This window comes from Paenibacillus sp. FSL F4-0236 (genome assembly GCF_038000135.1).
Taxonomy (GTDB): Bacteria; Bacillota; Bacilli; order Paenibacillales; family Paenibacillaceae; genus Paenibacillus_AQ.
Genome location: NZ_JBBOBK010000001.1, coordinates 3,667,226 through 3,692,982 on the forward strand (window position 1 = coordinate 3,667,226; position 25,757 = coordinate 3,692,982).

The window sequence follows — 25,757 nt, forward strand, 5'->3', positions numbered from 1 at the left end:
TCCTGTCCTTTCGTCTCCTTCAGTGATGATCAGCGCCCACTGCTTCAGAGATATGACTGAATCCATCCCGCCGTAATAGCTGCCGTAATCCGGCATGCAATTTGCGGTTAACCTCCGGTCCTTCGTAGATGAGAGCTGTATAAATTTCGACCAGACTCGCACCTGCTCTTATCTTGTCATACGCATCCTGACTGGTGAAAATGCCGCCTGATCCTATGATCGGCATCTTTCCTTCCGTCTGGCGATAAATACTGCGAATGATCTCCGTTGAGCGGTCCCGCAGCGGTTTGCCGCTTAAGCCCCCCGTCTCATTAGCCTTTTCATGACTAAGTCCATCACGGTTCAATGTAGTATTCGTAGCAATAATACCATCCATACCAGCTTCTGTCAGTGTCTGAACCATAAACTCCAGCTCTTCATCACTTACGTCTGGTGCTATCTTAACCAACAAGCTTTTGGTAATCCCGGTCGCTTTACGCTGAATCTCCATTTCTTCCTTCACTTGAGCCAGCAGGAACGATAATTCACTGCCATGCTGGAGATTGCGAAGACCAGGTGTATTCGGCGAGCTAATATTGACCACAAAAAAATCACCGTACGGATAAAGCGTACGGATGCACTGACGATAGTCTTCATGAGCCGCTTCATTACTAGTTATCTTATTCCGGCCAATATTAACTGCTATAGGAATTCTCCGATTCTTTATTTTCTTCAGACGCTGTGCCATAGCATCAGCCCCTTCATTATTGAAGCCCATTCGATTAATCAGCGCTTCATCCGAAGGAAGACGGAACAAACGAGGGCTATCATTACCTGGTTGACCCTTAGGGGTAACCGTGCCCACTTCCATAAATCCAAACCCGATCGAAGAGAATCCGACTACCGCATCGGCATTTTTATCTAAACCTGCAGCAAGTCCAACTGGCGTCGGGAAATGCGTGCCAAACAGATCAACCGCTAAATCCGCCGTTTCAGGAACTCCGTACATTAAACGTAGCGCCGCGCTTCCACCTGGCACTGATGACGATTTATCCAATCCACCTATGACGAGATGGTGAGCCTTCTCGGGATCAATCTTGAAAAAAATTGGTTTACCAAAATTACGATACAACACCGTTCTCGCTCCTTAAGGGGTACTTCACTAATCCACGTGTCTACCCGTTTCTGTAGGTTTCTTCTTAATTTTAGCCTTTTCTTGAACAAAAGAAAAGTATTTTACAGTGCGAGTATATTGAGTACATAACGCAGAGTATAGTAATTTTGTTGTAAACGCATTACAATATAGGTGTAATCAGCGATTAAGAGAGAAAGAAGGTATGCCCAGTATGTCTACTAAACGTAAACCACCAACTTTGCAGCAAAAGAAAGAAGAAGTTAACCGTAAAGCGCTAATGTGGATTGGCGTCAGTTTAACTTTACTAATTCTTCTAATCATCGTTCTGTTTATCGTTGCAGGAAACTAATTCAGCCAGTGGTATACTTTGTGGGGGTTGGTCTGATCATGCTTAGCAGTAGAGCTGAAGCGTTTAGCCGGCACAAGCTGCTTTTCAGGCAGAACCCCTTTACTAATCACTACTGTTGTACCTTTAGGAATCAGCGCGAAGAGCTCCTCCACATCTTCTCGGCCCATTCGAATACATCCAAGGGATTCATCCTTACCAACACTGTCAGGCTCATTCGTACCATGAATAGCATAATTACTGTCCGAAAGCTGAAGCCCTCTGCTGCCGAAATCCCCATCATCTCGACCATTTGGATTGACGACTTTATCTGTAATCACGAAATTCCCCTCTGGTGTCTTATCTCCGCCAAGTCCTACCGCATAATTTCGTAGAATAATAGAACCGCTGACTACCGCCAACCGATGATTTTGTTTATCCACAACGACCCTCAGCGGCTGATCAAAAAAAGGAACGTCACTCGCAACACTTCCACTCACACTTAATGCTGTCGGTATAGTCCTCACACCATCGTTTGATGAGCTTGAAGGCTCCGCTATGTCTTCTGTTCCCGATGCCATCTTGTTCTTAGCCACCGCTTTAAGAGGGCTGAATTCCCGCTTCATGACGGTTCTCGTCCCACCTATCCAGTTCTCAGGAAAAGATCCCGTCAAATCCGCTAATGTATCTGGAAGCTTCCCTTTAGCATCTTGATAAGCCCGAATTGCACTCCATAGTGTGGCAAGCTCCTCTTGGTCACCCTGCCATTCTGCTCCATCCTTGGCGAGTTGCCCTTGCTCTGGCGGCTCACATGCACATTCCTTAGGATCGTAAGACTGATATACCAGCCGCCCCTTTCCATTCTTTTGCAATGTGAAATTTAGCGGAAGCTTTTCTTTCCAGAGCAGCCATTTCCCCTCTCGCTCCATCCCTAACGCAGCAGCTTCAAAAGGTTCTTTACGCATTAGCATTTTCGCCATTAGCTTTCCTTGCGAAGCCTCAGTTGCATTTTCTTGCGCTGTATACATCACTTTTTTCGCCTCAATAACTGGCTCTTGGACGGAGTCTTTTGGATCTGGCAGATCTTTGACTTCTGGAGCTGCCGTGTCTTGAAGGACTTCTTGTTCTTCAGTAACACCAATACCCGGAGCCACTGCTGAAGGTACCATTAACAGTATAAGAAGCATTAGCGCCAGTGATATGTATCTCAATCTTTGTTGGCCGCGCTCACGCTGGCGACTCGCTTGCAGCAATCCATCTTCGTATTCGCGCAGCATTTCAGCAGGTACCTTACTATGCTCGAAAGCCTCATACACTTCACCAGCCTGATTGAAGCAATAATTAGCTTTTCCATGTTGACCGTTCTTATAGTATTCCTTCCCCAGCAAGTACCATGCCATTTTGTTATCTGGGTGCATCTGTACATATGCTTTGAGGTGCTGTGAGTTCTTCATCGGAACCTCCGAGAGTTTATAATTCCTACTTTATTAATATCGGTCAGACACAGCAAAAAAGACATCCCTAGCCGAACAAAATGTTCGCAGAAGATGTCTTTATCTGGTGTCGCACGTTACTCTTTATCGAGTAATTAACCTTCTTTGTTAAAAGGTTCGTCCGCAATTTTAATGGAGTCGGTTGGGCAACCATCACAGGAATCTTGGAGATCATCAAACAAATCGTCCGGAATCGCTGTCACACCGCAGTTTCTGTCATTTTCGTAAATAACTTCTGCCAAACCTTCATCATCGTAATCAAAAATATCAGGAGCCGTTGCGCCACATGCACCACAAGCGATACAAGTGTCTTTTTCGACCCAAGTGTACTTAGCCATTTTTTTCTCTGCCTCCCGTTAAGCAATGCTGCGCTGTTGAACCAGCGTCTTATTTTTCTCATATTAATATAAAAAGAATACAATTTCAATTGATTTTCAATACGTTTGCATTTCTGACGCATTCTATAGTATCAATTTCGACACGTTTTATCAATCTTTATCTGACTCAACAGACAACAGATTATCCTTTTGCAGTGAGGTGCCTCGCTCCTTATGATTACGGAGCCTTGCAGAATGGGTGTCACTTAACATCCCAGCGGTCAAAACTGCATTTTCACCAAACTTATTGCGAAGCATATCCATAGCCTTGGTCAGTGACTCTTTCTTAGGCTGCTGTTCGTAATCGAACAAATCCAGCTGAATTGCAGAATCCTCTTTAGCGATCAATCCTTGCAAGGTCACACCAAGCAGTCGAACGGGCTTCTCACCATTCCAATGTCGAACATAAAGATCACAGACAGACTTGTAGATATCTTCTCCACTCTCTGAAGGCGCCTCAAGCTGTCGCGAACGAGTAATGGTCTTCATATCCGGTGTCCGAATGGTAAGCTGCACACCTGAAGCCACAAGCCCTTGCTTTCGCAAGCGCCGCGCTACCTGATCACTTAGATTCAGCAAAATGGGGCGTACCTCAGCAAGGCCAATAACATCCCGCGGCAGTGTAGTGGTGTGTCCGATCGACTTACTTTGCTCTCGCTCAGGATTTACTATCCCATGATCGATGCCGTTCCCTGCACGCTTTAGCCAGGAGCCCATAACTCCAAAATTTTCAACCAGCATTTTCTCATCAGACGCCGCTAATTGACCAATGCTGTAAATTCCCAGCTTACGGAGCTTCTCTGCCGTTTTTCCACCGATACCGAACATTTCATTACATGGCTTATCCCATAAAATCTTAGGTACATCCCGCAGCCGCAGCACCGAAATACCATTTGGCTTTTTTAAATCCGAAGCCATCTTCGCCAGGAGCTTATTTGGAGCAATACCAATGGAGCATGGCAAGCCCAATTCTTCCATTATACGGCGCTGAATAGTTTCCGCAATTTCCATAGGCGTACCGAATTGCCTGGAGCCGGTTATATCTAAGTAACATTCATCTATCGACACTGCTTCCAGTAATGGTGTATAGCTATAAGCAATCTGCATAAACGCATTAGAATATTTGCGGTATAAATGGAAGTCCGGCTTAATAACGATAAGCGATGGACAAATACGAAGCGCCTTCTGAACCTGCATACCCGTCGAGATCCCCAATCTGCGGGCGACATACGAACAAGTAACAATAATCCCTTTCCGTAATTCAACGCTACCCGCAACCGCAGTAGCCTTACCTCTGAATTGGTCAGGATCCTCTGCCTCATGTACCGAGCAATAAAAAGCATTCATATCCACATGCAGGATAACCCTGCCACTCGTTGGATAATACTGATCAACATTCTGCACAATATCTACCTTCTTATCCTCAGGGTCTCTATTGTCCAATTTAGAATACCTCTCCGCTGCGGTTAGGTCAACTTAAGAAGCTGTAAAGTTCTTTGTTACATTCCCGCGTAAAAATGCTATAATGTATAAATTCATTTCCCTTGCCAATGCTTCCGATGTGAGTTTTGCACGAAGTGAATCCGGAAGACGAAGCTTACAAAACTTTTAGGAGGACACTCATGTCTAAGTCCATCTCCATCTTCGATACTACATTACGCGACGGCACCCAAGGTGAAGGCATCAGTCTGTCGGCTGACGACAAGCTGAAGATTGCCAAGAAGCTCGATGATCTGGGTGTGCACTATATTGAAGGTGGCATCCCGGGAAGCAACAATAAAGACATTGAATTTTTTAAAAGAGTCAAGGAGCTTCATCTGAACGCCAAAATCACAGCGTTCGGCAGCACACGGCGGAAGAATTCCTTGGCCGAAAACGATGACAATTTAAAACGTATGATTGATGCAGGAGTTCCTGCTGCTACACTCGTCGGAAAGTCTTGGGATTTTCATGTACACACTGCATTACAGACTACGCTTGAGGAGAATCTCGCCATGATTGGCGACTCCATATCCTACTTGAAACGCAAAGGCCTTGAAGTAATTTTTGACGCCGAGCATTTCTTTGATGGATACAAGAACAATCCTGAATATGCAGCAGCCGTTCTGTCCAAAGCCCGGGAAGCCGGAGCAGATTGGCTTGTAATGTGTGATACCAACGGTGGAACATTGCCTTTTGAAATTCATGAGATTGTTACCGCTCTGGCTGGGCAGCTACCTGGAGCAAATCTCGGAATTCACACTCACAATGACTGTGAGCTAGCGGTAGCTAATACACTTAGCGCCATCGGTGCTGGAGCACGGCAAGTTCAAGGTACCATTAATGGTTACGGCGAACGATGCGGCAATGCCAACTTATGTTCCATCATCCCTACCCTTCAGCTCAAAATGGGATACCACTGTATTCCTGGTGATTCTTTACCGCAGCTTACGAACACAGCACGCTATATTAGTGAAGTTGCCAATGTTAATCTGCCGGTAAATCAACCTTATGTCGGAAATGCAGCTTTCGCACACAAAGGTGGAATCCATGTCTCCGCCATCATGCGTGATTCACGGACCTATGAGCACATCGCTCCTGAGCTTGTCGGGAATAAACAACGTGTACTGGTCTCTGAACTGGCTGGACAGAGCAATGTGCTCTCCAAGGCGCAAGATATGGGTTTGAATTTGGATCCAAGCAGCGAGCAAGCTCGCCGGGTGATCGAGAAGATCAAAACGATGGAGCATCAGGGGTATCAATTCGAAGGTGCCGATGCCTCGCTGGAGCTATTACTTCGGGAAGCTACTGGCGAGATGAACGAAACCTTTACCTTTGAATCCTTCAAGATGTTAGTCGAAAAAACCGCAGAGCATCCAGTTGTATCTGAAGCCTTCGTTAAACTGAAGGTTGGCAATGAGAACCTTTATACCGCTGCTGAAGGTAACGGTCCGGTCAATGCACTCGACAACGCTCTTCGTAAAGCGCTGCAGACCTACTTCCCGCAATTGAAGGAAATGCATCTATCCGACTATAAGGTCCGTGTTATAGATGAGCAGGATCAGACTGCTGCGAAAGTACGAGTATTGATTGAATCCAAGAACTTCACAGACACTTGGAGTACGGTAGGCGTCTCCAGTAACGTTATTGAAGCCAGCTGGGAAGCGCTTGTTGACAGTATGCGCTACGCACTTCTGAATCAACTCTCGCTGGAAAATAAACAGTCTGGAAGTACTGAACCTAGAGGCCTAGTAAATCATTAATTCATACCTTTCATAAGCATTCATATGACGAAGAACCCCCTTCAACAGTTTAACTGTAATGAAGGGGGCCTTTTATAATTCTTTGGTGAGATCCTTTATGATTCGGTAAGCTTGATAATTTTTTTCTCCAGCTCTTCCGGACTAAGAATGCCCAGAATAATCTCTGAGATCACTCCATTCTTGTCAATAAGCACATTGGTAGGAAATACTGCTCCGTTATATTTGCTGTACACCTCATCTTTCACATCAAACATAACCGGGAACACAAGACCGTATTTCTTAATAAAACGTTCTGCATTGGGTTTATAATCCTGGCTACTCACATTAATACCATAAATATCTAGAACATCCTTATACTTAGTGGCCATGGTGTTAAGCTCCGGAGCTTCCTCCTTGCAGGGATCACACCATGAAGCCCAGAAATTAACGAGGACTGCCTTCTCTCGCGGCCCGTCAACTACATATGTAGTCCCATCCGTTCCTTGGAGTGAAAATGAGGGAGCGAGCAGTCCAGCCTTAGGTCCTATTTTCATTGGCGGCTCATCTTGTTGTCCAAAAACAGCGGTAGCCTTCGGCTCACGATTATGCCACATCGCAAACACAGCTACACATACAATAAGAATCACTATCGTGATATTCAATTTATTTACTGCTTTCATAGGGATCTGTTCCTTTTCGAATGGAATAGTTTTCTACTATTGTACCCTCATTAACTTCAATTTCAAACCATCCATTTTTTAGACAAAAAGAAAAATAAAAAGAGGGTATCGTCAGCGACGAAACCCTAATGAAGAGAGAGGGGTGAACAAATGGCAGCATTACAGGGAAATGTCCAGCCTATAAGACTGAAATATTCCGTACAGCAAGCGCTGGGGAAGCACTTGCTGTCCAGTTACCCGCATGAAGCATGCGGAGTCCTGCTGGGTGCTGCCGCAGCGGGTGGCATGCTCATCGATACTTACGCACCTATGCGCAACGTAGCGCCAGACCCGCTGCGCACATTTACTCCCCACCCTGAAGAGTGGATTCATGTTCTTTACAATGAGCCGACACTCATCGGTTTATTTCATTCCCATCCAAATTCAGAACCTATACCTTCGGTTGCCGATTATAAAGGATTAACAGCACTTGGACCTGAATTTAAGGTCTACCTTATTGGTTCTCCCAGAACTGAAGATGGCTGCTCTCCATTTCTGAATGGATTTTATATTGAGCGGTATTCAAATGAACAAGGAACAGCTTTCCCTGAACTCTCTCATGCCCCGCTTCACGTTCTACTTAAATAAGCATATAAATCGCCTAAGGTATCTACTTGGCCCCGCTCCGAAATTTCGCGAAGATAAGCCACCCACAGCCGGGCTGTCATTTTGGCATCCTCTAATGCATTGTGACGTCCATGAATCGGAATTTCATGGACAAATAACAGTTCATCGAGTGTATAGTTATTTCGCTGCGGCTCGAGCCAACGTGCAAGCATCATCGTGTCCAGCACCCGGTGTGTAAGCTGAACTTTAGAAGTTCTCCATAGCGCGGCATTGAGAAAAGCTTTATCATGCGAGCTTGCATGTGCCACTAGCACATTTTGCCCCACAAAGGACATGAAATTATGAAGGCCATCAATTAAGGATGGGGCGGATTGTGTCATTTCTTCCGTTATCCCTGTTAACCTCGTAATATCTTCTGGAATTGCCGTCTGACAATTCACCAAGGTGTAAAAGCATTCATCTTCCTTAATTTCCTCTCCAACAACCTTAATTGCACCAAACGACATAATTTCATCTCCATGCTGATGAGAAAATCCCGTCGTCTCTAAATCAAATATAACCGTCTCCAGTTCAGACAGCGGAGTACGCAGCACCTCAGGACGACGCTTCTCACGCATGAGAGATCGGATGTAGGCCATTTGCTGCGCAGTCTGATGAGCAGTTTCTCCCCCTCTCATCGAAGCGATTGCCGACGGCATTCCACCTTGTCTCAGGTTGTTCCAGAATCCTCCATTCTTGCTTGGCTCCCTCATGTTCGCCACCTTTCCGCTGAGCGGAGCTGACGCTGCAACGCCCGATGAAGGCGTCTAACAAGCAGCAGACTTTCACGCAGCTCAGACAACAGCTGCTTATTCTTCAGTTCACTCTCAGCAATATAATCACTGCTGATTAACAAGCCATTCTGGACACTAAATGGCGTGTTCACTCGCATCCGCATCGCCAATAAGAAAGCTCGCCGAATATCATCCAGATGTTGATATTTGTGAAGTCTTTCAAGCTCTTCAATTCGCTCTAAGGTCGAGCTAGCTCTAATATGATGCAATAACGATAAGCGTCTAACAATGTTCACTACCGGGATATAGACTCCATACTTAATGTCAAATCCACCTGCATAATCCCCAAAGCGCTCTGTTAACACCTGTCCCAGCAGATTTAAAGTCGCTTTATGGCGGACTGTATTGCGAAGAACAGCCACAGACAACTCCTCATTGTCAATAAAACCCTCATAGAAAGCCTCTTGCCACAATGCTGATAACTCCTTACTTCCCGCAACATGGCGCATATCTGAAGAAATGATAAGATACCGAATTGGCTCCCATTCCAGCTGGGTTCTCCATTCCTTCAGCTGCTCCTTCCATTCCGATAACGTCTTCCTCCACATCCCTTGGGAGCACATTACCTTACCTGCACATTTCTCATATCCTACTTTTTCAAGCAGATCGGATAACATCATTCCAAAAAATTCAAAGTATCTATTCTTCTCCCCATCCGGTTCACCCTCAACGATCAAACCATTATCCTGATCGCTCCACAGTGTAGCTTCCTGCCTTCCACTACTGCCAAACACAATAAAAGAATAAGCACAGGGAGGCGGGCCATAGCCCGCCTCTTTCATCTGCGCCTCACATATTAGTACTGCAGTCTCTGCAATAAGATCATGCATTGTATTCACACGAAACATCCATTCCTCAATCGGAATTACATTCAACTGTTCCAGTAGAATACTTTGGCAGGCAATTCGCCTCTCCCTAAGTTCCTGTGGCGAACCGGCTAAAACGATGGTACTAAAGCTTTCTTCATCATACCCGTCTGTTAACTCCATCGAAGCCACACGGTCCGCCTCCCTATCTGAGGATTCATATTATTGTTTAAGGGTTTTGGATTCCGTTTCTGCAATTAATTTCATTTGTTCAGGGTATCCGTAAGTACCATGCTCACTGATATCTAGGCCCATCAATTCTTCTTCTTCCGTAACACGAAGTCCTGTTGTTACCTTCATTACATATAAGATAATGAATGAAAGCACGGCTACGAAAGCAAATGTTCCTACTACCCCAAGCACTTGAACACCCAGCTGGTGGAAACCTCCACCGTAGAACAATCCGGCTTCCCCTACCAAAGCACCTTTAGTAATAAGATCCGGTGCAGCGAATAGACCCGTGGAAACCGCGCCCCACATTCCCGCAATACCATGTACCGAGAAAGCATAGATTGGATCATCAAGTCCTGCACGTTCCAGCCATTGGGAAGTCATGAATGTGAACGCACCCGCTACTAAACCAATAATGATTGCCGCCCATGGTTCAACGTAAGCACATGCACCAGTGATCGCAACCAATGCAGCTAGAACACCATTCAGCATTGCTGGAATATCAGATTTACCAAAATACAACCAAGAAGCAATTAATGCCGCCAAACCGCCTGCTGCTGCTGCGATATTCGTTGTTAATGCTACGTGACCAAAGAAACCTCCCATTGGGGACAAAGCACTACCTGGATTAAATCCGAACCAACCAAACCAGAGGATAATCACACCGAGTACAGTAAATACTTGGTTATGACCTGGAATAATAACAGGTTTACCTTCTTTATTAAACTTACCAAGTCGTGGCTTAAGCAATATGGTTGCTACTACCGCTGCAGTGGCACCAGTAAGATGGACAACCGTAGAACCTGCATAATCTTGCATTCCCAGCTCAGCCAACCAGCCGCCGCCCCATACCCAGTGTGCTACGACAGGATAAATTACAATTGAGAATAAAATTCCGAATATAATGTACACACTGATCTTTGCACGTTCTGCCATGCCTCCAGATACGATAGCTAAGGAAACTGCTGCAAACGCCATTTGGAACAAGAATTTAACATTTAAAGTAACATCAGAAAATGCAAGTGATTCAAATGAAGATGCTGTTGAATCTCCGCCATACAAGAAGCCTGTAGTACCGAAGAAGCCGTTACCGTTACCGAAGCCAAGTCCAAAGCCAACGGCCCAGAAACATACACTCGCAATGGCTAGTGTCAGCACCGTCTTACCGGCTACGTGACCTGCATTCTTCATTCGAACTGATCCTGCTTCAAGCATCGCGAACCCTGCTTGCATAAAGAAAACTAAGATGAATGCCAGGAAGGTAAACGCGGTATCCAATCCGACCTGCAAATCTGCATTTGTTGGACCGTCCGCCGCAAAAGCACTTACCGGATAAACCATCAGCGTAATCATGGCCAGTAACATCATCAACCATTTCTTTTTCATTTTTACCCCACTCCCCAATGTTATATTTTCTAACAAAGCGTGAAACTCTTAATGTCATTATAATCAGAAGTCAGGTAAATTGACAAGACTATTTTTGGGAATGTTTTTATTTTATTTTCACTAAACTCACAAATTATCCATAGTACACTTGGACTATCTCAGTATTCTAGGCCCATACAGCTATGAATTCATTGAAATAACTACGTGAAGATCCGCTCTAATATTACTTTTTTATCGAATTATCCTTATTGATTCTCCAATAAACATAACATTAAATGTCATGTTTATAGTTAGGATTTATTAATGAGCATAATCGGTTCAAATTTGATATCACATGGAGTTTGAGTGTATTGTATATAAACAACGCATTTCATTTCATGAATTAACCTCTCTTTAATGCATATACTTTATGAAAGTATGACGTTTGACTGTATGGTTTCCAGTTTGTTATCATTACAGATAGCATAATAGAAACCACCAATATAGGAGACGACTATCCTTTATGGACAGTCGAATTCGATTAGTGAGGCGAGGTAGCATGGGGATATGATTCTATATCGAATTGGAGAATTAGCTAAGGCTGCTCACATCAGTGAGCGCACCATTGATTATTACACGAAATTGGGGTTAATCTCCCCAGAGTCAAGAAGCACCAAAAATTACCGACTTTACAGTCATGAAACCTTGGTCGACTTAGAACGTATTAATCAATTAAAGCATGACAAGTATTCATTGGAAGAAATCAAATCCATGATGAGCAAATGGAGCGAGGCTACTCCTGAAACTGACGTATCCGATAAATTAGTCGAGCTTGAGCAGCATATGCAACGACTAGAACGTGAAGTAAAGGCACTTGAACCCATTATAAGCGGTCTGAAGCCGGGACAGGCCAGACGCGCGCTCTCTAACTTACTCCCACAAGGAGTGGCCTGCATGGAGGCGATTCGGCTTCTATTGCTTACGCAAGGACCGCCAATGTAAATACCATATTTACAATACAGTGGAGGAATGCAGCTATGGGAATGTATCTATTAGTAATTATCGCTTTTATTTTTTCATTATGGGCCCAGTTCAGAGTTAAAGGGACATTCAGCAAATGGTCCAAGGTGGCCAACTTAAACGGTCTGACAGGATATGAAGCAGCTAGACGCATGCTCGACGCAAATGGACTTCACGATGTTCCGATTGAGCCTGTAAGAGGTACGCTTTCTGACCACTATGATCCGATTCACAGAGTTGTACGCTTATCAGAGCCTGTTTATTATGAGAGTTCTATCGCAGCAGTCTCAGTCGCTTGTCACGAAGTGGGTCACGCCATTCAGCATAAAGTAAGTTATCCTATGTTAACACTACGTCACCGGATGTTCCCAGTAGTTAATTTTGCATCAGGTATAGCACCATTCATGCTTATGGCAGGATTTATATTCGGTTACTTTAATCTTGTAGGCCTTGGTATCATTTTCTTCTCGGCCGCTGTTGCCTTCCAGCTTGTGACACTCCCAGTTGAGTTCAATGCCAGCAATCGGGCACGTCAAGTCATGGTAGAGCAAGGCTACATTCGTAACGAAGAGGAACGCGGAGTAGCCAAAGTCCTAAACGCAGCTGCATTAACGTACGTTGCCGCCGCGCTAGTCTCCTTACTCGAACTGCTTCGTTTGATTACCGTCTTTTTAGGTAACCGCGACTAATAGAAAAATACAGCACAAAAAGAAACCCCGGAAGGCTAAGAGCCAACCGGGGTATTATTTTGCCTCGCTTTAAAATAGGATATCAAAAAAGTCCGAAACGAACGTGCAACCAGCGGCAACTTACTATCTGTTCGGTAAATCAAACCAACCGTCCTCGTCACAGCAGGCTCCACAACCCTTACCTGAGCTGGCTGGAGAGGATTTGTCTGATAGAACGCCATCTCCGGCAGAAGGCTTACACCCATCCCTGCCGCCACTAAACCACGTATGGTATCAGTCTCCCCACCTTCGAATGCAATCTGTGGTTGAAATCCCGCCTGCAAGCATGCTTGCCAAACGATCGGTCTCAAAGAATAACCTTGACTGAATAGAACAAACTTTTCATTTTGAAGCTGTTCCAGTCGGATCTCAGATTCTCCTGCCAGCTGATGATTCTGAGGAAGTATTGCAAATAACTCTTCAGTCATAACAATATCTCCAGAGACATGCTCATCATTTTCCGGAAAAGGCGAAATAAACGTTAAATCCACCTCTCCAGATAATACGTCCTTTATCAGCGAAGGGTAAGAGCCCTGCTTAAAGCGAAACTTAACATGGGGATAGTGCTGGCGGAATTCTGCAACGATAGTCGGGATAAGATGCGTTCCAAGACTGTGAGGAAACCCTATACGAATCTCTCCACGTTCCGGATCTAGAAATTCATGCACTTCATTTACCGAATGTTCCAATTCCTTAAGAATACTATCCACCCGCTTGCAAAAGAGCTGTCCAACCGGCGTAAGCTGCAAATTACGCCCTTTTTGCATGAACAAGTCAACCCCAAGCTCTTGCTCCAATTGATGAATCTGACGGCTTACCGCAGACTGCGCTACATGAAGTTCCTCCGCCGCTCTTGTTACATGTTCTTTTTGGGCTACCTTTAGAAAATATTGCAGCTGTCTTAGCTCCACTCCATCATCGCCCCTGTCTTAGGCTTTTTTTAAATATACGAATAATAAGTCCATATAGGAAAAAGCCAGAAACCAAGCCTCCGATATGCGCAACCCAATTCACATTTGGTGTTGCAAACGACATAATGATCCCAATTACGAGCAAACCGTATAACGTCTTTCGCGAGCCTTCGTCCATCATCGCCCGTTGAATAACAGCAATGTATAAAAATGCGCCATAGACGGCGTAGATTGCTCCAGAAGCACCTACCGAGACCGTACCTACCTCTAATACTGAGCGACTGCTGATTGCAATCGTTAGAAAATTCGCAAGAACTCCACCTACCACATAAAGAATTGCATATCGCCACCAGCCAAGCAGGCGCTCCAGAGGCGGTGCAAATACCAGTAGAGCGAAGCTATTAAAGAATAGATGGGAAAACCCATTATGTAAAAAAATAGCCGCCACATAACGCCACAGTTCCTCTTTATACGGGCTAACATCAACTATAGCACCAAAATCAACAAGTGTTTGTATATTGGTGGATCCACCATTGAACGCCATGAGCATAAACATAATCACATTAGCTACAATGAGAAGACATGTTACCGGGTAATACCGAAGATAACTTTTCCAATTTTCATACCGAATAAATATCATTACACCCATCCCTTTACATTTATATCTTGCTCTGTTGGACATCTCCCTGTAAATAAGATTATAATTTATTGTGGCAGTAAGAGCCAATATTACAATTCGAGGAGGAAAACAAGGATATGACGCAAGAAAGAACAGGCGTAGCTACTTTCAAAAGCAGCCCCATCACTCTCGTAGGACCCAAGCTTACAGCTGGTGATCCCGCTCCTGATTTTGTTCTTAGTAAGAATCTACTGGAAGAAGTGTCTCTTAGTGATTATGCCGGTAAAATCAAGCTGATCAGTGTTGTACCTTCTCTAGATACTGGTGTATGTGATGCACAGACCCGCCGGTTCAATAGCGAAGCTGCAGAGCTAGGTGACGATGTAGTTATCCTCACGGTAAGCATGGACCTACCATTTGCTCAAGCCCGCTGGTGTGGCGCTGCAGGGATCGATCGCGTGATCACTCTATCCGATCACAAAGCAGCCTCATTCGGACAAGCTTATGGCGTACTAATCAAAGAATTCCGGTTAGATATGCGTTCTATTTTTGTACTAGACAAGAACAACACACTCACCTATGTTGAATATTTGAGTGAAATGACTGAGCACCCTAATTACGAAGATGCTATAGCTGCTGTGAAGAGTTTGCTCTAATTCTCTAGAACAGCAAGTTAGCGGCCATTTTCGACAATACTTACTTATCACTGCAAGCATAAATGCCTTTGTCGTCCTTACAAGGACGACAAAGTGTTTATGCGAGAAATATAAGACATAAAGTATAGGTGTAGAACTTATACTTTCTTATATTTTGAAAAAAGCGGAAGAAGGTCCATCCTTCTCCCGCTTTTTTTGTAATAGAAAGATTTATCGATAATATCCAGAGCAGTCAACATTTGCGTAAACGCATTCATACAATCCCTAAGTAAAAAGGTTTAGTAAGAATCTCTGAAAATTAGTCTGCTTTGTATTTTCCTAATTTTTTGTCCAAGGACGCATATAACCGCTGAATGACACGGTAATTAGCACCCAAATCACCTAGCGAACCTCTAGATGCAGAGTACATATCTACGCCACAACGAACAGGTGTGGTATTGAGCACAGAGACAGTAATGTCCAGTGTACGGCCGAATGCCGTTCTCTTCTCCAGAGTGATCTCACCTACTGACTCCACTTCATGAAGCACCTTGAATCCAGGAATCTTCTTAAGCGTTGATGAAACTTCCTCCCAAGCTTTGTCTTTCGTAAGATTGTAATAACGCGTTTTTAATGTCGGATCTTTTGCGCGGTCGCTTGTTCCATCATGACTACGGAATAAACCGACCAAGGTTCTTTTTAACGACAAAATTCTTCCCCCTCTACAAATCCCAAGTTCATTATTCTAAGTGTAACACTCTTGTCTCAGGAACAAAAGGGTATTACTCACTTTCTCCTTGTTCCAGACACACAAAAAAGCGCCCGTTCCCAACTTTCACGGGATACAGGGCGCTTTGGCCTAAACAATAGAAAACCCGCTTATGCCGTCCGGCTACAGTGTCTTCTGAACCTGCTAGAGCAGGTGGGTGATCGCAGAAAACGTTTTTGAATTCCCCAAGTCATATAGACAGGGCTGTTCAGCTGCGCTTCGTGTAGATCTCCCAAGACATTATCATTGGTTCAAAACAACGAGCAACCGTAACGAACATCGCAGGATTTGTTATTATTATATTGCGTTTTAACGAAAAAGTAAACCTGTATGCGCTTTATTTTACACTGGAATTAAATTACTGACGATTTCCAATGCTTAATACTCGTCTTTGTTAAATACGTTTTACATCTCTATCCTCAACATCGTCTTCAAAATCATCATCGTCATCGTCGTCATCCTCTTGATTGTTCAAAGCAGCTTCTCGCTCTTCTTCCTCTTTCAGTTTCTTCTGCTCCACCTGCAATTGCAGTTTATTATAGGTAGCATAGAAGTTAAAGAAAGCAGCCATCGCAATCAACGTTGGAATACAGATGAAATACAGTGCTGGATATCTAAGACCAATATAAGCTAGCACTGCAGCTGCAATCAAAGTTGAGAACACGCGAATTGGACGTGCTATAGTCAGCAATATTGAGTTAGTCATCACTTGTTTAAAGCTCATTTGATAATGAACGACAATAGAAAAGAAGTTAAACATGGACACCGATAAAATAATCATGAGCACTAACATCAAAATACCAACAATTCTGAAGTTAGGCATTTGTGTCATGTAAACCGTTACATCGACGTACATAATAACGAACATCAATGTGTAGATAATTCCACCGAGCATACTTTTTAAATAATTCTCTTTATACCCCTGAAAAAACGTACGAAAAGTTCCTACATCCGTGTTCCCCATAACCCATTTGCGCACAACGGTAAATAAAGCCGCCGAAGCAGGAAATACTGTAAATGGCGCCAGAATCCCCATAGCCCAGTTCAATGTGAGCTGCTCATTTACTCCACCTGAGCTTGTCCCAAGCATCATCAATTTCATCAATCCAAAAAATAAAAACGGGGCGGAACATAGTGCCCATAAGATATTACTAGCTGCGATACGTGTAATCCATTCTGTGATGCGGTATAAACCACCCATTGCTCCTTTAAACTCCAATTCCCTTCCTCCTCTGTCTCTTGCATACTGCTTATCTTAACTATACCTCATTTGACCTACTCTTTTCCATAGCCCAACTTTCTGAATTCTAGGTCATCGTCTATACATTAAGTCTATAAAGTCCATATATTGGGATTGTGACCATAAGAATTTCCAAAATCACCACATTCTAAAGGAGGTTATTGTATGTCCTCACCTGTTGGCTACGGCGGCTGGACTTCCACTGGTACGATCCTCGTATTGTTTATCCTGCTCGTTATCATCACTCGTACTTTCATTTAAATAAGCTGTTAATTCAATAAACACCCTTATATTTCAGCAAAAAGAAGACGAGAACCGCTATTCGGCATCTCGTCTTCTTATATTTTGATAAATCATCCCCCGCGGGTTCTGATCAAGTATTAATTATCGAAATCTTCGCGTTTTGCTGGACGCGTGCTTGTGCTGCTTGGGCGAGTAGATGGTTTGCGGTCCGCACTGCGGTTCGCTCCACCATCACGGCTAGCTGCGCCATCACGGTTGCCTTTATAGCCACCGCCATAACCGCCACTACCACTACCATAGTTACTGCCACCGCTGCTGTAGCCACCACGACTTCCGCCACCGTTGTTGTCACGGTTTCCACGGTATCCACCAGTGCTGCCACCGGAAGTACCACGGTTACCACCATAACCACCATTAGGTTTGCGGCCACTGCGAATGTCGTTCTTACCGCCACGACGTTTAGCACGGATTGGATCTTCAGGAGTTAATTCAATTGCAGAATCCTTCTTATCACCAGTCAGAAGCTTCATTGCAGCTGACAGCAATTGAACGGAATCATATTGCTCAAGCAATTGAATAGAAATACCTTTGTACTCATTCAATTCACCGTTCTCAACCATTTCAAGCAAACGTTCTGCTGTTACGCGTTGTTTACCTTCAATAGCCTCAGCCATAGTTGGCAATGGTTTACGAGTAATACGGTGACGAGTAACGCGTTCGATCAAATGCAGGTGATCCATTTCGCGTGGAGTAACGAAAGACCAAGCTGTACCTTCTTTACCAGCGCGACCAGTACGACCGATACGGTGTACATAGCTTTCTGGATCTTGCGGCAAGTCAAAGTTAATTACATGAGTAACGCCGGATACGTCCAAACCACGAGCCGCTACGTCAGTAGCTACCAGCACATCAATGCTGCCATCACGGAATTTACGCATTACAGCATCACGTTGGTTCTGAGACAGGTCACCATGCAATCCATCAGCAGAGTATCCACGTTTTTGCAAAGCTTCTGCAAGCTCATCAACCCGGCGCTTCGTGCGTCCGAACACGATTGCAAGCTCAGGTGATTCCATATCAATCAAACGACTAAGCGCTTCGAACTTTTGACGTTCAGGTACTTCAACATATGCTTGATCAATCAGCGGAGCACTGATTTGTTTCGGAATAACGGAGACGTGTTGCGGGTTGTTCAGGAATTGCTGTGCAAGACGTTGAATGTTTGGAGGCATTGTAGCCGAGAACAACATAGTTTGACGTTCTTCAGGAACGAGCTTGAGGATTGTCTGAATATCTTCCATAAAGCCCATATCCAGCATTTCATCTGCTTCATCCAATACAACAGTTTGAACATCATCCAAACGAATGGTTTTACGGTTGATATGGTCAAGCAAACGTCCAGGTGTACCAATAATAATTTGTGGTTTCTTCTTAAGACCACGGATTTGGCGACCAATATCTTGTCCGCCATAAATTGCCAACGAACGAAGACCTTTAAAACGGCTTAGCTTACCGATTTCTTCTGATACTTGAATGGCCAACTCACGTGTTGGTGCCATGATAAGTGCCAGAATTTTTTCGTCTTCGCGATTAATCTTCGAAATGAGGGGGATACCAAAAGCAGCAGTCTTACCTGTACCAGTCTGTGCTTGACCGATCAGATCCGACCCAGTCAATGCCAATGGAATTGACTGCTCCTGTATCGGTGTTGCCTCCTCAAATCCTAACTCTGTGATTGCTTGTAGCACTTTTGGCTCCAAGCCAAATTCTGCGAATGTTTTCAAATTATTCATGCTCCTTCTATACAGTGGACATTCCACATGCTTGTCTGTATTCTTAAGTAGCGGTAAACACATTTATATGCTGTCCAATCATGCTCTTTTTTCTGCATGATATAGCGCTTTTGGGACGAAAAGCCTCCCTTTCATCAGGTACTTCATTGTACCTGAGCAACTGTAGCTTTACATCCGATGCAATGCAAAAATACCATTGTAACGTCCTACTCAAGAATATCCTGTACATTATATCACAACTCTAAGTAGGAATACCAGTGGGTTCCTTTCTTTTCATTGCATACATGGTTTATTTTTAAATTTATTTATAGAGGTGGATTTGCTTGTTAAGACAGATTTGGAATTGTATTGCAGTTATTTTTGGGGCAGCGTTGATCGCCAGTGGATTTAATCTTTTTCTAATCCCTCATCGCTTACTCAGCGGAGGAGTATCCGGACTTTCGATGTTAGTGGGTTACTTTACACCACTAAACATAAGCCTCTTGTACTTACTCTTTAATATTCCATTGCTTGTAGCTGGTTGGTTCCAGCTAGGCCGGAGATTTATTATGCTAAGCATGTTATCCGTTGTGGCAACAACCTGGTTCTTGACGATCATTCCCGAATATTTGGTAGCTACTGATATGCTGCTTTCTTCTGTATTTGGTGGCGTGCTGGTTGGTATTGGCTGTGGCTTCAGCTTCCGTGCAGGTGGTTCATCCGGAGGTTTTGATATCCTGGGATCCATCATCACTAAATTCCGCGATTTCCCAGTTGGAAACGTGGTGGTTAGCTTAAACGGACTCGTTATTCTTGCCGCGGCATATTTTGATAACAACTGGAACTTGGCTCTTGCATCAATGGTATCTATATATGTAACTGGTAAGGTACTGGACATGATTCACATCAGCCATTTAAAGGTAACCGTATATATAGTAACAAATCGTACAGATGAGCTCCTTCAGCATCTAATGGGGCTTCAACGCGGTGTCACAAAGATTAAAACAGAAGGCGCTTATTCTCATGTTGAAAAGGACATGCTAATGACAGTAACAACCCGCTACGAACTTGCTGAACTGCAACGTATTATCCGCACGACAGATCCTCAAGCATTTGTAAATATTGTCGAGACAGTTGGTGTTATGGGCTCCTTCCGAAAAAGATAAAAACTGGCAATGAAAAGTATTAATTTGGAAAATGCACCAATCACAGAATTGTGATATATTATAATCACGCAGAACCCTAACAATTTCATAAAGATTGAGATTTACCCCTCTTTTTTCCAAGCACTTCGTTTTCCGATGATTACTGAATTCCATTCAGACCTATCGAAAAAGGAAAGGGTGATTTTTGTGGAAATGGAAACGGTAAAGCTGTCAGCAATCGTCATGAGGTGGTATCCTGATATGATGCCGTTTCTCAAACAGGACGAATTAAATTCCGTAATCGTTCTGCGTGACGGGCTTAGTATTCTGGAACCTGCAGATGCCATGGATATCATCCATTACAGTATCTGTGAACATCAGAATTCTGCGTATCTTCAATGAGTAAGCCGCAAGAGAAGTCTTGATAGTTGCCGCCTTAAGTTCGGCCATGTTGCCGTGTTGAGGCGGCATTTACTTTTTAACAATACGTTTAGAATCTGTGCGTCCCGGTTATATACATCGAAGGATGGATTTTCAGACCCAATCTGAGCCAACATTATTACAACACTGTTCTTTTTAGAAGCAACCGTTCCTATATAATTTAGGAAATGTACATAAAGGGAGAGAATACGAATGAACATCACCTGGGCTCTACTGATGATGGCCTTGGGAAGTGTAGGCGTGCAACAGAATCAACATGACGCTGAAGTGGCAATTGCATTGAAGTCCGCCATGAATCCCCCCATCATCGCTACGCAAAATAATAATTCAAATGGTTCAACTCCAGCTCCAAATGCTACAGCAGAAGCAAATGACTCACAAAGCATGCTACACGCAGATCCTCAGCCGGATGCGCCAAAAGTAAAAGGCATCTATGTTACCGCATACAGTGCCGGTGGAGAACGAATGGAAAAGCTTCTTTCTTTACTTGATCAGACGGAACTAAATTCTATGGTCATCGACATTAAGGATGATGCAGGTTACATCACGTATAAAACCGATAATCCTGAACTTCAGAAACTCGGTAATCCGCAGCCATTTATTGGCGACATCAACAAACTGATGGAAAGATTGAATAAACATGATGTATATCCTATCGCTCGAATTGTTGTCTTTAAGGACTCTATACTTGCCAAAAAGAATCCGCAATTATCCTTTGTTAATGCAGACGGCACAGTATGGAAGAATAAAGGCGGCGATAGCTTTGTTAACCCTTATAATGAAGATGTCTGGAAGTACAATGTCGATATCGCCAAAGAAGCTGTCAAACTCGGCTTTAAAGAAATTCAATTCGACTATGTGCGCTTTCCTGAAGGATTCGAAAAACGTGCAGACACACTTAAATACACCAAAACTAGCGATTCTCGCGTAGATATCATTTCTAATTTTGTGAAATACGCAAAAGCAGAGCTTGCTCCACTTGGTGTTCGTGTATCCGTAGATATTTTTGGATATGCCGCATCTGCTCCTGCTGAGGGCATAGGACAAGACTTCGTTAAAATATCCAAGAATGTGGATGTCATCAGCCCGATGATTTATCCGAGTCATTATTCAACGGGATGGTTTGGAGTGAAAGAGCCTGACTTAGATCCGTATGCTACCATTAAAGGCTCCATGGTTGATACCCATAAGAAGCTTGATCCTCTAGGCAGCTACAAACCTGTTATTCGTCCTTGGATTCAAGATTTTACAGCAAGCTGGCTCGGAAAAGGTCATTATATTAAATACGGTAAAAAACAGGTGGAGGATCAAATCCGCGCTTTAAAAGATGAAAATGTAGAGGAGTTTCTGCTCTGGAACGCCAATAACCGATATACCTCCGATGTCGATTATGAGAAATGATGTATATAGCCCTTATTATGTATAATTGAAATCAGGTATGATATATAAAGATAAAGACCCGGCATTTGCCGGGTCTTTTAATGGAGAAAAAGGGAACTTTTACTGTAATCAATAAAAACCAACAAAGAATGAGGCAAAGAACGATGATACAAACCACCTCTTTAAAACAAAAAGCAATACAATTCTTTCATATTTTATTTCCAATTCTGGTTACACAGATTGCTTTGTCAGCGATAACCTTCTTTGATACAAACATGTCAGGTAAGTTTAGTACAGCCGATCTGGCTGGTGTGGCGATAGGAACCAGTCTCTGGATCCCAATTCAAACGGGCTTAAGTGGAATACTTATGGGGATTACCCCCATCGTCTCTCAGCTCATCGGAAGCAAAAAAGAAAAGGAAGTAGCCTATCAAGTCACACAGGGAATCTGGTTATCACTGATCGTCTCTGTAATTGTCTTACTAATCGGGAGCTTCGCCTTGTCACCTATCCTTAATTTTATGAATCTGGAGCCGACTGTAAGAGATGTTGCATTTCGTTTCCTAAGTGCGATCTCCTTCGGAATTATCCCGCTGTTTGGATATACAGTTCTCCGTAGTTGTATAGACGCTCTGGGACAAACACGAGTGTCCATGTTGATCACACTCATAGCCCTACCCGTGAATGTTGGTTTGAACTACTTACTAATCTTCGGAAAATTCGGGTTTCCTCGACTTGGTGGTGTTGGAGCTGGAGTGGCATCAGCTATCACCTACTGGGTAATTTTTTCGGTTGCCCTGCTGTTCATTTATCGGGTAGAACCCTTTGCAAGCCTTAGAATCTTCCGAAAGTTCTACTTTATATCGCTAAAAAGCTTCAAAGATCTACTGAAGATCGGTGTACCTATTGGCTTCTCGATTTTTTTTGAAACTGCAGTCTTCTCCGCTGTAACCTTGTTGATGAGTCGGTTCGATACTGTAACGATTGCAGCTCATCAAGCAGCCATTAATTTTGCAACTACGTTATATATGATTCCGCTCAGTATCTGTATGAGCCTTACCATTCTCGTCGGCTTCGAGACTGGATCCGGCAGGCAAAAGGATGCCCGTCAATATGCCATTATGGGAATTGGACTTGCGGCTATCCTCTCCCTGGCAACTGCACTCCTGCTCTTATTTGCCGGCCATCATGTAGCTGGTTTATACACTGATGAACCTGATGTCATATCATTAATTCAGCATTTCTTAATCTATGCGATCTTTTTCCAGATTTCCGATGCGATTGCAACACCTACACAAGGAGCACTTCGTGGCTATAAGGATGTTAATCCAGCCTTCATCATTTGCTTTATAGCTTATTGGGTTATAGGGCTTCCTACAGGCTATGTACTTGCTACTTATACGGATCTAGGAGCTTATGGTTATTGGATCGGCTTGATCACCGGTCTTGCGATTGGGGCTACATTGCTCTTGACTCGGCTTGTTAAAGTTCAACGCCGTTATGCCACACAATATGCAGACGCTCAAGCACATCACTAATGATCAAAAGAATACAAAAAAAGGAACAGTGCGAAATTCGCAGCTGTTCCTTTTTTGTATGTTAATTATTGAGAAAGACGGGATGCAAGCTCGTACAACTCCACGTCAAAGTCTTTCTTCGTATTCACTACAAGATCGATATCTGTAAGGGTTAGTTCTCCCTTGATGATACCGCAACCTTTATCAGACTCACCTTCAATTAGTTTACGAACGGCAAAGTCACCAAGACGGCTAGCAAGGTTCCGGTCTCCAGGTGTTGGTGTTCCTCCCCGCTGAATATGTCCAAGTACAGTAACCCGTGCATCCAGAGAAGCATGACGATCTTTCAACGCTTGGGCCACATCTTCGCCTTTACCCACACCTTCTGCAACGATGACGATACTGTGACGTTTACCTCTGACAAAGTTGTCGCGCATACGATCCGCAACTTCATTCAAGTCATATGGCATTTCTGGCACGAGAATTGTTTCTGCTCCAGAAGCCAGACCTGCATGTAGTGCGATATCTCCACAATGACGTCCCATAACTTCTACAATGGAAGAACGCTCATGGGAGGACATCGTGTCACGCAGCTTGTTAATAGCATCTACAACGACACCAACTGCTGTATCAAACCCAATGGTGTAATCCGTGTAGGAAATATCATTATCAATAGTTCCCGGTAATGCCATCGTCTTGATACCGAGTTTACTTAGTTTATTAGCACCTTTATAAGAACCATCTCCACCTATAACTACTAGGCCATCGATGCCCATTTCATTAAGAATATCTGCACCCTTTTGCTGACCTTCTGGTTTTGTGAACTCCAGACATCTTGCAGATTGCAGAATGGTTCCCCCACGTTGAATAATGTCACCAACACTGCGAAGATCCATAGGGAAGATATCGCGATTCAGAAGACCTTGATATCCACGTTGAACTCCAAAAACTTCAATGCCATAATAAAGTGCGCTTCTTACAACCGCACGAACAGCGGCGTTCATACCTTGTGAATCTCCACCACTAGTCAGTACTGCAATTTTTTTGATTTTTGACATTCTGTTGTTCCTCCTTAAAGTTGTGCAATGCCCCATCCGTTGTATAGATGAAGCTTCGCAGCCTTGTTACAAAAAACGATTGCGTATCCAGCGGCTATTAGCGAAGAAGAACAGCCTTGTAAGCGGACTTCCTCTCATCAGGCTTTTAGACACAGTGCGAACTTCCCGCTGTTCGCTAACTTTCGGATCAGATAAATAAAGTGCCAGCAATCCCTCAATCACCATACGATGCATAGATGATTCCGGAAGTTCACGTACATCCTTACGGGCCCACTCAACCATGGAAGCGATCCGACTTAACATGGTATCCGTGTCGTCATAATAATTGCAGAAATTAAGATCGCCGCCTGCTCGGTCCTCTTCCTGATCAATCAAATAATCCAGCATAATGTGCAATCCACAAACATGTGGAAAATATGCAGCTCGAATCGATTCCGAAGAAGACTTACTTAGCTTCGGATCACATGCAGATAGAAAAAGCATGAATACGCCTAAAGTAGAGCCCGTTGCAGCTGCAAACTCGTTCCAATGCAGATGCGGAGCACGGCTACCCTGCTGCTCCCACCATTCCTTCAGGGCTGTTTCCCTGAGTTCCGGGCGGATATGCTTATATACCTGCAAATCTGTATACAGCACAGCCAAATCACGAATCTCCGCTGCAGCAGCGGAATAACCTGGCAGCAAAGAGATCATCTCCTGGCATTTTCGAACTAGCCTATACAAGTACCCGCCGTCATTCTGTTCATCGCGAAGCGCATAATAATTGACAGGTTCAGCGTTTGGATCAATGGCATCCAGCATAGATTGATGCAGCAGCCTGAAATCTGCAGGATCAAGCGAAGTACTGCGATCACATAAGTTATCTAGATAATCACTGATAGTTTGATAAGCAACAATAAGCGGAATAAGTATATGTCTCATCGATAAATTGCCGGCGGCATAAATACCTCCACCTATGCAGTGAAACTCCTTTGTTTCAATGCTGGCAAGTGCTTGCTTCCGGAGCTCGGGATCGGGAATCCCATTCGCATCTTGGCGCCAGAAGTCCAGACTTTCTCTCACTTCTGGCAGCACGTACTTATAGACCCTGTTCATAAGCCCAATAGGGCCACGCGGGCTAAGGTAACGGCCTTGCTCTAATTCACTCAATGATAGTGCCTCCACATTGTTGTCTCCTTATCCAAATCACCACTTATTATAATATGATCAGACGTATTTGTACAAACAA

At 43.9% G+C, this 25,757-nt stretch carries 26 protein-coding genes and 1 other RNA gene; 11 read left to right on the forward strand and 16 right to left on the reverse strand.

What is annotated here, in order from left to right; all coding sequences use genetic code 11:
• Positions 1–19 precede the first annotated feature (19 nt).
• On the reverse strand, positions 20–1,114 hold the full coding sequence (locus NSQ29_RS16710; RefSeq protein WP_076298537.1) for a quinone-dependent dihydroorotate dehydrogenase: 1,095 nt from the start codon (positions 1,112–1,114) through the stop codon (positions 20–22).
• A gap of 211 nt (positions 1,115–1,325) precedes the next feature.
• On the opposite strand from NSQ29_RS16710, the gene NSQ29_RS16715 reads away from it, so the two are divergent.
• Positions 1,326–1,463, forward strand: a complete 138-nt coding sequence (locus NSQ29_RS16715) for a hypothetical protein (protein ID WP_167348489.1) — start codon at positions 1,326–1,328, stop codon at positions 1,461–1,463.
• Here NSQ29_RS16715 and NSQ29_RS16720 read toward each other — a convergent pair.
• The 3 genes from NSQ29_RS16720 to NSQ29_RS16730 form a co-directional block, all read right to left on the reverse strand.
• A complete protein-coding gene (locus NSQ29_RS16720) occupies positions 1,460–2,893 on the reverse strand; it encodes a L,D-transpeptidase family protein (RefSeq protein ID WP_341125635.1) in 1,434 nt (477 codons plus the stop codon). The two genes, NSQ29_RS16715 and NSQ29_RS16720, sit on opposite strands and share 4 nt — an antisense overlap.
• 134 nt (positions 2,894–3,027) lie before the next feature.
• On the reverse strand, positions 3,028–3,270 hold the full coding sequence (locus NSQ29_RS16725) for a ferredoxin (RefSeq protein ID WP_042186857.1): 243 nt from the start codon (positions 3,268–3,270) through the stop codon (positions 3,028–3,030).
• A 150-nt stretch (positions 3,271–3,420) separates the two neighbouring features.
• Positions 3,421–4,752: a DNA polymerase IV gene (locus NSQ29_RS16730; protein WP_371915713.1), complete on the reverse strand. Its 1,332-nt coding sequence runs from the start codon at positions 4,750–4,752 to the stop codon at positions 3,421–3,423.
• 179 nt (positions 4,753–4,931) lie between these two features.
• On the opposite strand from NSQ29_RS16730, the gene cimA reads away from it, so the two are divergent.
• Positions 4,932–6,551: a citramalate synthase gene (gene cimA / locus NSQ29_RS16735; protein WP_149643956.1), complete on the forward strand. Its 1,620-nt coding sequence runs from the start codon at positions 4,932–4,934 to the stop codon at positions 6,549–6,551.
• A gap of 95 nt (positions 6,552–6,646) precedes the next feature.
• Here cimA and NSQ29_RS16740 read toward each other — a convergent pair whose 3' ends face one another.
• Complete coding sequence (locus NSQ29_RS16740) at positions 6,647–7,210, reverse strand: TlpA family protein disulfide reductase (protein ID WP_341125636.1); 564 nt, start codon at positions 7,208–7,210, stop codon at positions 6,647–6,649.
• Between the two features lie 150 nt (positions 7,211–7,360).
• Between NSQ29_RS16740 and NSQ29_RS16745 the strand changes: the two genes are divergently transcribed.
• A complete protein-coding gene (locus NSQ29_RS16745) occupies positions 7,361–7,837 on the forward strand; it encodes a M67 family metallopeptidase (RefSeq protein WP_341125637.1) in 477 nt (158 codons plus the stop codon).
• Here NSQ29_RS16745 and NSQ29_RS16750 read toward each other — a convergent pair.
• From NSQ29_RS16750 to NSQ29_RS16760, 3 genes are read right to left on the reverse strand one after another with little or no spacing between them, the layout of a single operon-like run.
• Positions 7,819–8,568, reverse strand: a complete 750-nt coding sequence (locus NSQ29_RS16750; protein ID WP_340968695.1) for an exonuclease domain-containing protein — start codon at positions 8,566–8,568, stop codon at positions 7,819–7,821. The two genes, NSQ29_RS16745 and NSQ29_RS16750, sit on opposite strands and share 19 nt — an antisense overlap.
• The gene (locus NSQ29_RS16755) at positions 8,565–9,638 is read right to left on the reverse strand and encodes a DUF294 nucleotidyltransferase-like domain-containing protein (RefSeq protein WP_341126778.1); all 1,074 of its coding nucleotides are present in this window, start codon (positions 9,636–9,638) and stop codon (positions 8,565–8,567) included. Before NSQ29_RS16755 ends, NSQ29_RS16750 begins: the two co-directional genes overlap by 4 nt.
• Positions 9,639–9,677: 39 nt before the next feature.
• Complete coding sequence (locus NSQ29_RS16760) at positions 9,678–11,072, reverse strand: ammonium transporter (RefSeq protein WP_341125638.1); 1,395 nt, start codon at positions 11,070–11,072, stop codon at positions 9,678–9,680.
• A 546-nt stretch (positions 11,073–11,618) separates the two neighbouring features.
• On the opposite strand from NSQ29_RS16760, the gene NSQ29_RS16765 reads away from it, so the two are divergent.
• Together NSQ29_RS16765 and NSQ29_RS16770 are read left to right on the forward strand one after the other, a co-directional pair.
• Positions 11,619–12,053: a MerR family transcriptional regulator gene (locus tag NSQ29_RS16765; RefSeq protein WP_042186848.1), complete on the forward strand. Its 435-nt coding sequence runs from the start codon at positions 11,619–11,621 to the stop codon at positions 12,051–12,053.
• Between the two features lie 35 nt (positions 12,054–12,088).
• The gene (locus NSQ29_RS16770) at positions 12,089–12,760 is read left to right on the forward strand and encodes a zinc metallopeptidase (protein ID WP_042186846.1); all 672 of its coding nucleotides are present in this window, start codon (positions 12,089–12,091) and stop codon (positions 12,758–12,760) included.
• A gap of 35 nt (positions 12,761–12,795) precedes the next feature.
• Here the strand turns inward: NSQ29_RS16770 and NSQ29_RS16775 are convergent, their stop codons facing one another.
• A complete protein-coding gene (locus NSQ29_RS16775) occupies positions 12,796–13,710 on the reverse strand; it encodes a LysR family transcriptional regulator (RefSeq protein WP_042186843.1) in 915 nt (304 codons plus the stop codon).
• A 4-nt stretch (positions 13,711–13,714) separates the two neighbouring features.
• On the reverse strand, positions 13,715–14,350 hold the full coding sequence (locus NSQ29_RS16780; protein ID WP_339246907.1) for a rhomboid family intramembrane serine protease: 636 nt from the start codon (positions 14,348–14,350) through the stop codon (positions 13,715–13,717).
• Between the two features lie 116 nt (positions 14,351–14,466).
• On the opposite strand from NSQ29_RS16780, the gene tpx reads away from it, so the two are divergent.
• Positions 14,467–14,985, forward strand: coding sequence for a thiol peroxidase (gene tpx, locus NSQ29_RS16785; protein ID WP_042186841.1), 519 nt, complete (start codon positions 14,467–14,469; stop codon positions 14,983–14,985).
• Positions 14,986–15,283: 298 nt separating this feature from the next.
• Here tpx and NSQ29_RS16790 read toward each other — a convergent pair whose 3' ends face one another.
• From NSQ29_RS16790 to NSQ29_RS16800, 3 genes are all read right to left on the reverse strand, one after another.
• The gene (locus tag NSQ29_RS16790) at positions 15,284–15,673 is read right to left on the reverse strand and encodes a DUF1499 domain-containing protein (protein ID WP_042186839.1); all 390 of its coding nucleotides are present in this window, start codon (positions 15,671–15,673) and stop codon (positions 15,284–15,286) included.
• 159 nt (positions 15,674–15,832) lie between these two features.
• Positions 15,833–16,024: non-coding RNA, 6S RNA (gene ssrS, locus NSQ29_RS16795), on the reverse strand.
• A gap of 103 nt (positions 16,025–16,127) precedes the next feature.
• Complete coding sequence (locus NSQ29_RS16800; protein ID WP_341125639.1) at positions 16,128–16,952, reverse strand: YesL family protein; 825 nt, start codon at positions 16,950–16,952, stop codon at positions 16,128–16,130.
• A gap of 186 nt (positions 16,953–17,138) precedes the next feature.
• Between NSQ29_RS16800 and NSQ29_RS16805 the strand changes: the two genes are divergently transcribed.
• Entirely contained in the window at positions 17,139–17,234 is a 96-nt protein-coding gene (locus NSQ29_RS16805) for a hypothetical protein (protein ID WP_042186834.1), read from the forward strand.
• A gap of 119 nt (positions 17,235–17,353) precedes the next feature.
• Here the strand turns inward: NSQ29_RS16805 and NSQ29_RS16810 are convergent, their stop codons facing one another.
• On the reverse strand, positions 17,354–19,000 hold the full coding sequence (locus tag NSQ29_RS16810) for a DEAD/DEAH box helicase (RefSeq protein ID WP_076283171.1): 1,647 nt from the start codon (positions 18,998–19,000) through the stop codon (positions 17,354–17,356).
• A 332-nt stretch (positions 19,001–19,332) separates the two neighbouring features.
• Here NSQ29_RS16810 and NSQ29_RS16815 point away from each other — a divergent pair, with 332 nt between their 5' ends.
• From NSQ29_RS16815 to NSQ29_RS16830, 4 genes are all read left to right on the forward strand, one after another.
• Positions 19,333–20,154: a YitT family protein gene (locus NSQ29_RS16815; protein ID WP_283911229.1), complete on the forward strand. Its 822-nt coding sequence runs from the start codon at positions 19,333–19,335 to the stop codon at positions 20,152–20,154.
• Between the two features lie 192 nt (positions 20,155–20,346).
• Positions 20,347–20,535, forward strand: a complete 189-nt coding sequence (locus tag NSQ29_RS16820) for a hypothetical protein (RefSeq protein WP_036689649.1) — start codon at positions 20,347–20,349, stop codon at positions 20,533–20,535.
• A 231-nt stretch (positions 20,536–20,766) separates the two neighbouring features.
• Positions 20,767–21,975 carry a putative glycoside hydrolase gene (locus NSQ29_RS16825; RefSeq protein WP_076283173.1) on the forward strand — a complete coding sequence of 403 codons (1,209 nt, stop codon included), beginning with the start codon at positions 20,767–20,769 and terminating at the stop codon, positions 21,973–21,975.
• Between the two features lie 143 nt (positions 21,976–22,118).
• Positions 22,119–23,492, forward strand: coding sequence for an MATE family efflux transporter (locus NSQ29_RS16830; RefSeq protein ID WP_341125640.1), 1,374 nt, complete (start codon positions 22,119–22,121; stop codon positions 23,490–23,492).
• Positions 23,493–23,557: 65 nt separating this feature from the next.
• Here the strand turns inward: NSQ29_RS16830 and pfkA are convergent, their stop codons facing one another.
• Both pfkA and NSQ29_RS16840 read right to left on the reverse strand, forming a co-directional pair.
• Positions 23,558–24,529 carry a 6-phosphofructokinase gene (gene pfkA, locus NSQ29_RS16835; RefSeq protein WP_042126307.1) on the reverse strand — a complete coding sequence of 324 codons (972 nt, stop codon included), beginning with the start codon at positions 24,527–24,529 and terminating at the stop codon, positions 23,558–23,560.
• A 66-nt stretch (positions 24,530–24,595) separates the two neighbouring features.
• Positions 24,596–25,678, reverse strand: coding sequence for a tetraprenyl-beta-curcumene synthase family protein (locus tag NSQ29_RS16840; protein ID WP_042193615.1), 1,083 nt, complete (start codon positions 25,676–25,678; stop codon positions 24,596–24,598).
• Between the last annotated feature and the right edge of the window lie 79 nt (positions 25,679–25,757).